Source organism: Bradyrhizobium commune (assembly GCF_015624505.1).
Lineage (GTDB): Bacteria > Pseudomonadota > Alphaproteobacteria > Rhizobiales > Xanthobacteraceae > Bradyrhizobium > Bradyrhizobium commune.
This window is the reverse complement of record NZ_CP061379.1, coordinates 4,635,695-4,648,726: the sequence shown is the minus strand read 5'-3', so window position 1 is coordinate 4,648,726 and position 13,032 is coordinate 4,635,695. Positions and strand designations below refer to the sequence as shown.

The following is a 13,032-nucleotide window of genomic DNA, read 5'->3' as shown; positions in this document are numbered from 1 at the left end:
GATGAGCAAGAAATCCTCCCGCGTCGATCTCGCCAGCCAGGCGCTGCGTCAGGCCATCATCGAGCAGGCATTGCCGCCGGGCACCAAGCTGCCGGAGGACGAGCTCGGCACGCGTTTCGGCATGAGCCGGACGCTGGTGCGCGAGGTGCTGGCGCAATTGCAGTCGGAGGGGCTGGTCGATGCGCCGCCGCGGCGGACCGCGACCACGGCCAAGCCGACGCTGGATCAGGCCAAGGAGATCTTCGAGACCCGTCGCATGCTGGAGCGCGAGGTGGTGCGTCTGGTGATCGCGCGCTGGCAGCCGCGATTTGGCGCCGAGCTCGAGGGTCATGTCCGCGCCGAAGAAGCCGCGCGCCAGGCCGGCGAGGCACGGGTGTCGATCCGGCTGGCCGGCGAATTCCACACCAGGCTCGGCGAGATGGCCGGCAATGCGCTGATCCGCCGCTATCTCGGCGAAGTGGTGTCGCGCTGCTCGCTGATCCTCGCGCTGTACGGCCGGCCGCATTCGGCCGATTGCGCCGTCAACGAGCATCGCGAGATCGTGGCGGCCTTGCGGGCAGGCGATGCCGACGCCGCGATCAGGATAATGGATCGCCATCTCGGCTCGGTCGAGCAGCGCGCGCTGCTCGACGGCGATTCCGCGGCCGGCTTCGATCTCGGCGCGGTGCTGTCGCGCTACAGCGAGGCCCTCGCTGGCGGCGCCTCGGTCAAGGTCGCGCGACTTCCCAAACCCAAGGCGAGGGGGAAGCGATGATCATCGCAAATCCGCCTTAGCCGACGCTTCGACCCCACCGCCTCATTCCAGTGTTTGCCACCGCCGTGCGCTGCGACGCCACGGCCAATCATGGAGTATTGCCTATGACCACGCATTCGTTCTCCCGCCGCAGCTTTCTCGGCGGCGTCGCCGCCAGTCCCTTCGTCCTCTCCGGCCTTGGCGCGCCGGCGCGGGCTGCGGATATCACCGTCGGCATCATCTATGTCGGCTCGCGCGCCGACTACGGCTGGAACCAGGCCCATGCCGTCGGCGCGCAGGCGCTGAAGGCAATCCCGGGCGTCAAGGTCGTCGAGGAAGAGAACGTCCCGGAGACCGCGGCGGTGGCGAAGACGATGGAATCGATGATCAACATCGACGGCGCATCGCTGCTGTTTCCGACCTCGTTCGGCTATTTCAATCCGTTCATGGTCGACGCCGCCAGGAAATATCCCAAGGTGGAGTTTCGCCATCCGACCTCGCTGTGGCAGGCCGACAAGCATCCCTCCAATGCCGGCGGCTATTTCTGCTATCTGGACCAGGGCCATTATGTGAACGGCATCGCCGCCGGCCTTTCGACCAAGTCCAACAAGATCGGCTATATCGCGGCCAAGCCGATCCCGCTGGTGCTGCGCAACGTCAACTCGTTCATGCTCGGGGCACGCAAGGTCAATCCCAACGTGACGGTGCAGTTGATCGTGACCGGCGACTGGGCGCTGCCGGTGCGCGAAGCCGAGGCCGCCAATGCGCTGGTCGATGCCGGCTGCGATGTCATTGCCTGCCACATCGACAGCCCCAAGGTCGTGATCGAGACCGCGGAGAAGCGCGGGGTCAAGAGCTGCGGCCACAACGCCGACCAGGCCAACCTCGCGCCAAAGGGTTTCATCACCGGCGCCGAGCTGAAATGGGGCACGATCTACAAGAGCTTTGCCGGCATGATCGCCAAGGGCGAGAAGCTGCCGAACATGGTGATCGGTGGCTACGACAAGGACATGGTGGCGAGCTCCGCCTTCGGCGCCGGTTGCAGCGACGCCGGCCGCAACGCCGCCATGGCCGCGATCGCCGACCTGAAGGCGGGCAAGCCGATCTTCACCGGCACCGTGAAGAGCAACACCGGCAAGGTCATCAGCGACAAGGAGACCGGGCTCTACGATCCCTCGCTCGAGCACACCGATTATCTGGTCGAAGGGATCATCGGCACCGTCTGAGGCGTGGTTGCCTTCGGCGGTGACATCATTTCGCGCTTGGCGGCTGCTGTGAGGCTCCACAGCAGCCGCTGAGCTTTTTTGATGGCACGATCCGCTTCAGCGCAGGATCTCGTGCAAGACCTCGCCGTCGACGTCGTGCGGCCTGACGCCGAGGATCCGCATGATGGTCGGCGCCACGTCGAGATTGTGCATGCGCCGGATCGTCGTCTTCTGGATATCGGGACCGGCGGCGATGAAGGTCGCGCTCATCACCGGCAGCTCGGGATCGTGGCCGTGCGCGCCATAGAAGTTCGGCATCGACAGCGTGGTCGTTGCCGCGTTGAATGGCGCGTCGCCGAGACGGGCGACGCCGGGGTTCTGGACGCCGTCGAAATTATAGCCGGGCGCCATCAGCGCGAACACGTCGCCGAAATCCTGGCCGATGGTCTTGCTGGTGCATTGTCCGGTGCCGGCGTTGCAGACCACCGGCCGGGTCTCGACCACGGTGAAGAGCCGCCCGCCGTCGAGCGATCCGTTGAACTTCGGATTGGGATCGACGGCGTTCTTCACGGCATCGGTGATTTGCGCGACCAGCGCCTTGTAGGTTGCGGGATCGATGGTGCCGCCGGACTCGCGGTTTTGCAGATTGACATAGATGTTGGCCGCCGGCCCCGAGGTGCGGATCGCCAGCTTCGTGGTGTCGATGCCGGCATTCTTGAGGATGTTGGTCATGCTGACGGAGGTGTGGAACGGTGCGAAGCCGTGGTCCGACACCACGATGACGTCGCTGTCGGGACCGGCCGCGTCCAAAATCTGCTTCACCGCCTTGTCGGCGGCCTGATAGGCGAAGCGGATATAGGATGCGTAGCGCGCGACCTTGGCCGGATCCTGGTTGGCGCCGATCGAGTTCGGGTCCGCCGGGTTGGTGCCCTGGCGGGGATCAATCAGCAGGAACTGATGCTCGGAGCCGTCGGGCTCTTCGATATAGACCATCACGAGGTCCGCGTCGGGATGGTTCTGGATCGCGCGCTCGCCGATATCCGCCTGGTAGCGCACAAAGGTCTTGACCATGTCCTCGTACATCGCCTCGATCTCGACGTCGGGGAAGCTGGTGAAGCCCGGGCTGAGCCGCTCCGGGATGCGGAAGTCTCCCTGCGGACGCCAGAAGCCGATATTGTTGTTGATGTCGTCGACGTCGGCCAGCACCGGCGTGTTGCGCGGGATGAAGTTGGCGCTGTAGCGGGCGAAGCGCACGGTCGACAGGTCGGGCGCAAGCTGCGAGACGAAGTAGGCGGCACCGACCTTGGCGCCGCTGCCTTCAAAGAAGAACGGCGCATTCTCGCCGCCGAACTTGACATAGGCCGGGCCGGTCGACGGCGCGCGGAACGGCCCCGACTTGATGCCCTGTGTCATGTCGAAGAACACCAGCGTGTCGTAGTTCACCTTGTTGTCGTTGGTGGTGTCGATCGCCGCCACCTTGATCGCGAATTTGACATCGAAGGTTGCCGCGTTGCTCGAGCAGGTCGAGGTCTGCGCCGAGGCGCAGGAGAACGTCTCGATCGGGTTCGTCGTCACCAGCACGGGGCTGTAGGAGAAGTGGCCGGCGGCCTGAAGTCCGGTGAGGATGGCCGGATCCGGCGTGAAGTCCGACTGGGACAATGTGAAACCCTGGGCCGAGAGGCCGCCGAACGCGCCGAACGGCACGGTGTAGTTGACTGTTCGGGTCGGCTGCGCCGGCTGCACCACGGTGCCGTTGATGGAGATGTCGGCGCCGTCGCCGCCCGGCCACGTCGCGGTGGCGACCTTCTTGCCCTGCTGGCGCAGCTGCACCCAGAGCGGTGCAGCCGTCGGATGCGGCGAGGGTCCGAGCGGGCTCTCGAGATAGCCGCCGATTGGAGCCGCGAAGCCGCTGAGGCTCGATGTGATCGGGCCGACGATCGCCTCAAAGGTGTTCGAGGGAATATCATTGTGGACGGCGGTCGAGCCGGTCGCGATCTCGATATGCGAGACGGCCGTCAGCGACGGCGATGCCGTCACGTTTTGCAGCGCAACCGCGCCATGGCGGCTCAGCCGCGCCAGGCCGCCGTCGCGCGGCAGCACGCCTTCGTCGATGAATTGCTGAATGAAATTGGGCTTGGCGCCGTCGAGCGAGATCAGCACGACCTGCGGCTTGCGGCGATGATGGTCGCCATCGTGGTCGCGGTCATCGCCGTCTGCGTGCGCTGGAACTGCCACAGCGGCCAGCGTCGTGGCGAGCGACATCGCCGATATCACGGAGAAAGCGGTTTTCCTGCTCATGTGGACGCCCCCAAGCTCGCTGCGCAATTCGCGCGGATGTGATCCGGAATGAGCGTGATTATCGAGCGTCGCCGACGACGCGCATGTGACACGTGTACGTCGCAGCGATTACATCGACAGGGTGTCAGCGTGGGATCGTTGTCGTGCGATGCAGGTCGAACAACGAGCTAAAGCGCGATGATGGCAGTGCCGAACATAATCGTGGCTGGACGTACGCGACGAATGAAACCCGAACGCGCGAAAATTGGTACGGAGCAACGCTCACATCAATCGCGCTGGAAGATTTTTGCGCCGGGATAGGCGTGCCGGGCGTAAGTCACGACCAGCGCGCGGTCCTGGGTCTCGCGGAAAGGCGTGCGGATCTGGTACGAGCCGACGATGAGGTGCCACAGGCCATTGAGCTTCTGGATGGCAACGCTCATGGGAGGCCTCCTCATCGAAGCTGTAGCTCCGCAAACGCTGACTGTCGTGGCTGTCATACGATTCTCGATCGTGATCGTGCACTCAAAATTCCCTGTGTCGTGCGTGCCTGGCCTCGAACACCAATGGCCTTTATTAGTCGCGGTGTTTGCTGGCCAAGTTCGCACCAGCAGAGAGTCAGGTGTGTCGCGGCATGCGTTCTCGCGAGAGAGCGCAAATCACAGTCTCTTGAGCGAAATCATTTTCCAGGCCGGACGAAGGCGTCCTGAAACAAAGCAGGTCCATCTTTCGAGCGGGCGGGCCTCCAAAGGAGGGAAAGATGCGTCGTGTTGCTTTCGCCGCGGCCTTGCTCGCGGTCGTTTCAGTCGGACTTTACACGTTCATCTCGGCTTCGCTTGCCGCGTCGCGCGAGGCCAAAACATTGACGTTCGCCGAACGCTTTGCGCCGGCGCTCGATTTGATGGCGAAGCAGAAGCAGCAATAACGGCGGTCGCCGCTATTTCTTCGGCAGGCGTCCCATCAGATAGAACTCTTCGTTCGGCCGCATGCCGGTGAAGTTTGCGAGCCGGTTTGACAGCGCGAAGAAGGCCGAAATCGCGGCGATGTCCCAGACGTCGTCGTCGCTGAAGCCGTGCGGGCCGAGCGCCGCGAAATCCTCATCCGAGATGCGCTGCGCATCGGCCGAGATCTTCATTGCGAAATCGAGCATCGCGCGCTCGCGCGGCGTAATGTCGGCCTTTCGGTAATTGATCGCGACCTGGTCGGCGATCAGCGGGTTCTTGGCGCGAATGCGCAGGATCGCGCCATGCGCGATCACGCAATACTGGCACTGGTTGGCCGCCGAGGTCGTCACCACGATCATCTCGCGCTCGGCCTTGGTCAGGCCGCCATCCTTCTCCATCAGCGCGTCGTGATAGGCGAAGAACGCGCGGAACTCGTCGGGGCGATAGGCGAGCGTCAGGAACACGTTCGGCACGAAGCCGCTCTTCTCCTGCACCGCGAGGAGACGGGTGCGGATGTCGTCGGGCAGCGTGTCGAGGGCGGGAGCGGGGAAGCGTTGCGCAGGCTTTGTCATGGGCATGGATTCCGGCTTGGGGCCGGCAACCATAGTCGATGCGGGTGGCGTGCTCAATTAGCCGGGCCGGAGTGGCCGCGAAGAAAGTGCGCGTTATAAAACGGCGCTCCTTCCTCCGTCATTGCGCTCGTAATGACGATGTTGATGGAGCGAGGCTTACCGCAGCGGCTTCTTCAGCAGCGAGAAACGGTCCGGATCGAGGCCCATCGACGGTTGCAGCATCGGGGTTTCGGCCGGCGCCAGCGTCTTGGCCGGCGGCGCCTGGAACACCGGGTCGTTCGGCGCGTCGCGCTGCGAGGTCGCGCCGCGCCAGCGCTCGAGCACGGCGCCGACGAAATGCATGTCGTGACCCGACGTCACCGACGGCACGCTGGAGATGGTGGCTTCGCCGCGCGGCAATTGGTGCGGCGGCACCTCCTTGAAGCGCAGCCGCGTCGGCAGCGCGACGCCTTCGCCGAACGCCAGCACTTCGCGGGTGCCGAGCGAGGGCACGAAGGACAGCAAATTCGCGGCCGCATCCGACACTGCGGCGCGCAGCAGTGCCTGGTCGCGGTCGTTGGCAAGGCGCATCGTGAACAGCGTGTTGCACTGGGAGATGATGGTGGCGTCGAGCTCTGCGGGGCGCTGCGTGATGAGGCCGAGATAGACGCCGTATTTGCGGCCTTCCTTGGCGATGCGCGACACCGCCTTGCGGGTCGGCCCGAAGCCGATATTGCGGTCGGCGGCGGCGTAGCGGTGCGCCTCCTCGCAGACGAACAGCATCGGCGACACGCCATCGCTCCACAGGCCGAAGTCGAAGGCCATGCGGCAGAGCACCGACACGACGGAATCGATGACTTCGGCCGGGAAGCCGGCGAGCTGCATCACCGTCATCGGCTTGCCGTTGGCGGGCAGGCGGAACAGATGGCTGATCACCTCGGCCATGGTGTCGCCGCCGACATTGGCGTTGTCGAACATGAAGGCGTATCGCGGATCGTTGCGGACCGCCTCGATGCGCGAAATCAGCTTGTGATAGACGATGCGGGAGGAGCGGTTTTCCAGCTTGCCCATCCGCTCGTCGACCAGCGAGATCAAATCGACCAGGCGGTACGGCACCGGCGTGTCGACGGTGAAGCCGATCTGCTTCGGATCGATGCGCTTCAGGCCGAGGCGATCGGCGTTCTGGTACTGGGTGTAGATGCCCTTGGCGATCGGGATCACCTCGGCGAGGACGTCGAGCTCCTCGGGCGCGCCGGCGCGGCCGCCGAACAGCACATCGACGATTTCCTCGAAATTGAACAGCCAGAACGGCAGCTTCAGGTTCCGCGGGTTGAGCACCAGCGCGCGATCGCCGAAGCAGCGGCCATATTCGTTGTGGACGTCGAGCAGGAAGATGCGCAGGTTCGGCCGTGCTTTCAGGATCTCGTTGAGCAGCAGCGAGACGCCGGTGGATTTGCCGACGCCGGTCGATCCCAGCACCGCGAAGTGCTTGGAGAGCATTTCCTCGATATCGACATAGGCGACGACGGAACGGTCCTGCTGGAGGAAGCCGACATTGATCTGGTCCGACCCGGTCGGCGCATAGATCGTGCGCAGCTCCTGGCTGGTGATCAGGTCGACGGAATCGCCGATGGTCGGATAGTTGGTGACGCCGCGCTGAAACTTGGCCTTGTCGGCGGCATTGAGGATCTCGCCGAGCAGGTCGACCGAGGCGATCGCGATGTAATCGGCGGTGCTCGCGAGGTTCTCGCAGGACACTTCGGTGATCATCGCGACGATGACCGAGCTGGCGCAGCGGATGCTGACGAAACGGCCGACGGTGGCCCGAACTTCCGAGATCGACATCTGGCTTTGCGCCAGAAGCCCGACCCGGGCGAGCGATCCGCGTACCGAAATCACGCGTCCAAAGGATGTCACGATGGATGAACCTGGCAAGAGCGAGGGATTTGTTTCCGACTATGCGGGCCGGGGCTGCACAAACTGTTAAGCGGCAGAGGCGGGAGCTTCGTTAAATCTGCCGAAATTCGGCAGGGTGGTTTGTACCTAATGCATACTTGGGGGCGTAGTGGGCCTTAAAATGCTGCTTTTCTGGGCCGATCGGCCGATGGGGCCTTAAGGAAGATTTTACCATCCGGGCACTCGGCTATGCGTTCGGAGGATCGTCGCCGCCCAGCACAGCCACCGCCGGGTTCGGAGGAAGACGGTCTTTGATTTGTTGACGGGACCTAATCATTTGTACATTAGTACAAATGAGCCCGCGGTGATTTGGACCGCCCGGGTCCGTGCGCGCGCATTGCCGTTGCGCCCCGTGCCCGATTGCGCGATTCCGTAAAGCGGATCGAAAGCCCATTTTCTGGAGGAAGCCATGCAGCCCGAACCGATCCTCGATCTCGCCCATCTCGGCCACATGGAGCTGTTGACGCCCAAGCCCGACGAGAGCCTGAGATTCTTCGTCGACGTCATGGGCATGACCGTCAGCGGGCAGAAGGGTGAGTCGGTTTACCTGCGCGGCTGGGACGATTACGAGCGCTATTCGCTCAAGCTGACGGCGTCGAAGACCTCGGGCATGGAGCACATGGCGCTGCGCGCGCGCAGCCAGCAGGGGCTGGAACGCCGCGTCGCCGCACTGAAGGGCTCGGGCTTCGATATCGGCTGGATCGACGGCGACATGGGGCAGGGGCCGACCTTCCGCTGCCGCGACCCTGATGGCCACATCGTCGAGCTCTATTACGAGACCGAGTGGTATCAGGCGCCACCGGAGCTCAAACCCGCACTCAAGAACCAGGCGCAGCGCTTTCCGGCGCGCGGCGTCAATGTCCGCCGGCTCGATCACCTCAACTGCCTCGCCGTCGACATCAAGGCGAATCGCGAGTTCTTCGAGAATTATCTCGGCTGTCGGCTCACCGAGCAGATCGTGCTCAACGATGGCCGTGAAGCCGCGATGTGGCTGACGATGTCAAACAAGAGCTACGACTTCGCCTATTCGCTCGACCATTCCGGCACGCCCGGCCGCTTCCACCACGTCACCTACGCGCTCGACAGCCGCGAGGAGATTCTGCGCGCCGCCGACATTTTTCTCGAGAACGGCGTGCACATCGAGACCGGCCCGCACAAGCATGCGATCCAGCAGACCTTCTTCCTCTATGTCTACGAGCCCGGCGGCAACCGCGTCGAGGTCGCCAATGCCGGCGCCCGCCTGATCCTCGCGCCGGACTGGAAGCCGATCGTGTGGACCGAGGAAGAGCGCAAGAAGGGCCAGGCTTGGGGTTTGAAGACGATCGAGTCCTTCCACACCCACGGCACGCCGCCGGTGGACGTGAAGAAGCACGGCTAGTTTAATGCGTTGAAGCGCGCACGCGGGCGATCGTCTCGCGCACGCCGGTCCATGCGGGCTTGTCCGGCGCAAACTGGTTGCGCAGGAAGCTGACGAGCTCCTCGATTTGCGCGTCGCTCATGCTGTTCCTGAAGGCGGGCATGTAGCCGAGATCGCTCGACACAGGCTCGACAATACCGTGCAGAATCACCTGCACGAGATTGTCGGATGTCGCGCTGTGCAGATTACTGCTGAGCGCGAGCGAGGGGCGGCTGCCGAACAGCGGCAGGCCGCCGACCTCGTGGCAGACTGCGCAGGCGCCCTGATAGAGCCGCGCGCCGGTGGACGAGGCCACGGTGACTTGCGTCGCGCTCTCCAGCCTGGTGGCAAGCGCGGGCGCATCGGCGGCGTCGTTGAACGAGCCGAGATAGACGGCCATCGCGCGGATGTCCTGGTCGGGCAGGGCCTTGAGGTCCCTGACAACAGGCGCCATCGGACCTGCCGCCACACCGTGATAGCGCGAATGGCCGGTGCGCAGATAGGCGAACAGCTCGTCTTCGCTCCACGGGACCGGCGCATGCGAGAGCGAGGTCAGAGCCGGCGCCTCCCAGCCCTCGGCAAAGGCGCCGGCGAGATAGGCGTCGCGCTGCTCGGCGCCGAGCGCATTGCGCGGCGAATGGCAGGCGCTGCAATGGCCGAGGCTCTCGACGAGATAGGCGCCGCGATTCCACTGCTCGGATTTTGCGGGATCGGGCTTGAACTCCGTGGCCTGATGGAACAGCGCGTTCCAGCCTGCAAGCAGCGGGCGGAGATTGAACGGGAAGGCGAGCGTGTTGGCGGGCGCCGTCGCGCGTACCGCAGGCTGCGCCATCAGATAGGCGTAGAGCGCTTGCATGTCGGCTTCGCTGGTCCTGGCAAAGTGCGTGTACGGGAAGGCGGGATAGAGCTGGCGGCCGTCGCGGTGTAGCCCGTCGCGCATCGCGCGCGCGAAGGCGGGATAGGACCAGGCGCCGATGCCGGTCTCGACATCCGGCGTGATGTTGGTCGAATAGATGGTGCCGAACGGCGTCTCCAGTGCGCGGCCGCCGGCATTGAGCACGCCACCGAGGCTGGTGTGGCACTCCGCGCAATTGCCGAGCGCTGCGAGCTGTTGGCCGCGCGCGATCGTCGCTGACGAATAGACCGATGCATCGGGACGCGCGATCGGCGCGATGGCGCGGCCGGGCAGCAGCGCGGCGCCGACGCCGATCGCGGCGGTGCATAGGGCTGCCATCGTTGCAAAGATGCCGGCGCGCCTGGCGAATGGATTTTGCCAAATGCGGGACGGAGGTGGTGTCGCGGGTGCCGGCAGGGCCAGCGTCGTGGCCGACGCGTCACCGTGCAATCCCCTGAGGATACGTTCCGGCGTGAACGGCGGCTCGCGGAAGCGCACACCTGTCGCGTCGAAGATCGCGTTCGCGATCGCGGCCGCGCTCGGCACCGAAGCAGACTCGCCGACGCCGAGCGGCGGCTGGTCCGGCCGCGGCAGCATCAGCACGTCGATCTTGGGCACGTCGGGGAAGGGGATGATCGGATAGGCGCCCCATTCGCGCGCAGCCACCGCACCACGATCGAACGAGACCTCCTCCATCAGCGCGCGGCTGGTGGACTGGATGACGTTGCCGTGGATCTGGTGGCGGACGCCGTCCGGATTGATCATCAACCCGGAATCCTGCCCCGCAACCACGCGCGTGACGCTGACGTCGCCGGTGGTCTTGTTGACGGCGACGTCGGCAACCCAGGCCGACCACGCCGCGCCATAGCCGGGAAACTTGCTGTGGACGTAGAGCGCATAGGCAAAGCCGCGCCCGTGCACGATCTCGCCGTCCTTGTCCTCGCGGACTGGCCTGGGCGTCCAGCCCGCGCGCTCGGCGACAGCGTTGACGAGATCGACGGCGCGCCGGTCCTTGAGGTAGCGCAACCGATATTCGATCGGATCGACGCCAGCCTCGGTTGCGGCCTCGTCGATATAGGATTCATGCGCAAACGTGTTCGGCAGCGCCGAGACGCCGCGCAACCAGGATGCGCGCACGATCGGCGCCATGTCATGGGCGACGACACGCATGTGGTCGTAATCGTAAGGCGGGATCGCGGTGCGGTCGCCCATCTGGAGCACCTCGGGCTCGGATGAAATCCGCCCGGTGAGAAGGAGCGCGAGTGTCGGTGCCGCGTTCGAGGGATAGCGCGTAGCGAGATCGTAGCCGGCGATGCCACCGTCGGCGTCGAGGCCGCCATTGACGTCAACCAGCTGCGCGGTGCCCTTGGGCTCCCAGGCGTGCTCCTGCTCGCGCGTCAGCTGCACGCGCACGGGGCGGCCGACCGCGCGCGACAGCAGCAGCGCGTCGGCGCTGACATCGTCGGCGCAGTTGCGGCCGTAGCAGCCGGCCGCCTCGAGCCGGATCACATCGATCTCGCTCTCGGGACGCTCGATCAGGAGTGCGAGGTCGGCACGCAGCAGGTGCGGATTTTGCGTGCCGGACCAGACGCGGATGTTGCCGTCCAGGAAGTCGGCGACGGCACAGGACGGTCCGATCGACGCGTGCATCTGATACGGCCACACATAAGTGCGCTGCATCGGCTTGGCCGCACCGGCAATCGCCGCGTCGACACCGCCCTTGTCGATCAGCGTGCGCGGTGTCGACGGACTGGCGCGCAACGCGGTCTCGACATCGGCGAGATCGGTCAGCGCAGGCGTCGGCTTCCAGTTCACCTTGAGCTGCTCCGCGGCGCGAATCGCATTTTCCTCGCGCTCGGCGACGACGCCGACGAAGTCGCCGATGTGCACGACAGCAACGAGGCCGGGAACGTCGCGCACCGAGGATTCGTCGACCGCGATCAGGCTGGTGCCGACGAACGGTCCGGCATCGACGCCGGCATAGGGCGGGCGCACCACGCGCCCATGCAGCATGCCTGATACGCGGATGTCGTGCACGAAGGTCAGCTCGCCCGTGGCCTTGGCAGGAAGATCGACGCGCGGCATCGACTGGCCGACGATGGCATAGTCGCCGACGGCCTTGACCGGCACGTCGTCATCAAGCTCGAGGCGGATGGTGTCGCCGCCGATCAGCTCACCATAGCTGACGCTGCGATTGTGGCCGCGGACGAGGCCGTCCTCGATCTTGAGCTCACTTGCCGGCAGCTCCAGCCGCTCGGCCGCGCGCGCGACCAGAAAGTGCCGCGCTTGCGCCGCGGCCTTGCGCAGGGGAACGGCGGTGACCTGGATGGTTTCGCTCGCGATCGTCGCGCCCTGGTTCGGCACGACGGCGGTGTCGCCGAGCACGACGACGACGCGCGCAAAGGAGACGTCCAGCTCCTCGGCGACGATCTGGCCGAGCGCAGTACGGATGCCCGTGCCGAGATCGACATGACCGTTATAGGCGGTGACCGAACCATCCGCGGTGATCCGCACGAAGGTCTCGGACGTGACCTCGTCCACGGTGCGGACGACGACGAGCGAACCGCGAATGGGGGAGGCCATCAATCACCGGCCTCTGCGAGCTGGCTAGAGGCGCGCATCACGGCGCGGAGGATTTCGACATGCGTGCCGCAACGGCAGAGATTGTAGCGCAGCGCGGCGAGCGCTTCCTGCTCGGTGGGCCGCGGGTTGATCGCGAGCAGCGCCTTGGTGGTCATGATCATGCCGTTGAGGCAATAGCCGCATTGCGCGGCCTGTTCGTCGATGAAGGCCTGCTGCACCACATCAGGCTCGTCGCGCGTGCCGAGACCTTCGAGCGTCACGATGTCGCGTCCGGTGCAACCGCCTACCGGAATCACGCAAGAGCGCGCGGGGGCACCGTCGATCAGGACAGTGCAGGTGCCGCATTCGCCGAGGCCGCAACCATATTTCGGGCCGTTGAGGGCGAGGTCGTTGCGCAGCACATAGAGCAGCGGCGTCCGGCGCTCTGCCGTGACGTCGTGGATGCTGCCGTTCACGGTGAGGCGGATCGGTGTCTGCGTCATCCCTGTTTCC

Annotated in this window: 10 protein-coding genes; 4 read left to right on the top strand and 6 right to left on the bottom strand. The window is 65.1% G+C overall.

Annotation, left to right across the window (positions count from 1 at the left end; translation table 11 throughout):
• The first annotated feature begins 1 nt into the window (after position 1).
• Positions 2–754: a GntR family transcriptional regulator gene (locus tag IC761_RS22010; protein WP_195798728.1), complete on the top strand. Its 753-nt coding sequence runs from the start codon at positions 2–4 to the stop codon at positions 752–754.
• A 104-nt stretch (positions 755–858) separates the two neighbouring features.
• On the top strand, positions 859–1,959 hold the full coding sequence (locus IC761_RS22005) for a BMP family ABC transporter substrate-binding protein (protein WP_195798727.1): 1,101 nt from the start codon (positions 859–861) through the stop codon (positions 1,957–1,959).
• Between the two features lie 96 nt (positions 1,960–2,055).
• Here IC761_RS22005 and IC761_RS22000 read toward each other — a convergent pair whose 3' ends face one another.
• A complete protein-coding gene (locus IC761_RS22000) occupies positions 2,056–4,236 on the bottom strand; it encodes an alkaline phosphatase family protein (protein ID WP_195798726.1) in 2,181 nt (726 codons plus the stop codon).
• Positions 4,237–4,502: 266 nt separating this feature from the next.
• Positions 4,503–4,658, bottom strand: coding sequence for a hypothetical protein (locus tag IC761_RS21995; RefSeq protein ID WP_195798725.1), 156 nt, complete (start codon positions 4,656–4,658; stop codon positions 4,503–4,505).
• 317 nt (positions 4,659–4,975) lie between these two features.
• Between IC761_RS21995 and IC761_RS21990 the strand changes: the two genes are divergently transcribed.
• Complete coding sequence (locus tag IC761_RS21990; RefSeq protein ID WP_195798724.1) at positions 4,976–5,140, top strand: hypothetical protein; 165 nt, start codon at positions 4,976–4,978, stop codon at positions 5,138–5,140.
• A gap of 12 nt (positions 5,141–5,152) precedes the next feature.
• On the opposite strand, the gene IC761_RS21985 is transcribed toward IC761_RS21990, so the two are convergent.
• Together IC761_RS21985 and IC761_RS21980 are read right to left on the bottom strand one after the other, a co-directional pair.
• Positions 5,153–5,731, bottom strand: coding sequence for a peroxidase-related enzyme (locus IC761_RS21985; protein WP_195798723.1), 579 nt, complete (start codon positions 5,729–5,731; stop codon positions 5,153–5,155).
• 156 nt (positions 5,732–5,887) lie between these two features.
• Entirely contained in the window at positions 5,888–7,627 is a 1,740-nt protein-coding gene (locus tag IC761_RS21980; RefSeq protein WP_195798722.1) for an ATP-binding protein, read from the bottom strand.
• 448 nt (positions 7,628–8,075) lie between these two features.
• On the opposite strand from IC761_RS21980, the gene IC761_RS21975 reads away from it, so the two are divergent.
• Entirely contained in the window at positions 8,076–9,044 is a 969-nt protein-coding gene (locus IC761_RS21975) for a catechol 2,3-dioxygenase (RefSeq protein WP_195798721.1), read from the top strand.
• A gap of 1 nt (position 9,045) precedes the next feature.
• Here IC761_RS21975 and IC761_RS21970 read toward each other — a convergent pair whose 3' ends face one another.
• Together IC761_RS21970 and IC761_RS21965 are read right to left on the bottom strand one after the other, a co-directional pair.
• Positions 9,046–12,540: a molybdopterin cofactor-binding domain-containing protein gene (locus IC761_RS21970; protein WP_195798720.1), complete on the bottom strand. Its 3,495-nt coding sequence runs from the start codon at positions 12,538–12,540 to the stop codon at positions 9,046–9,048.
• A complete protein-coding gene (locus IC761_RS21965; protein WP_195798719.1) occupies positions 12,540–13,022 on the bottom strand; it encodes a (2Fe-2S)-binding protein in 483 nt (160 codons plus the stop codon). The genes IC761_RS21970 and IC761_RS21965 overlap by 1 nt, the downstream gene beginning before the upstream one ends.
• Positions 13,023–13,032 lie beyond the last annotated feature (10 nt).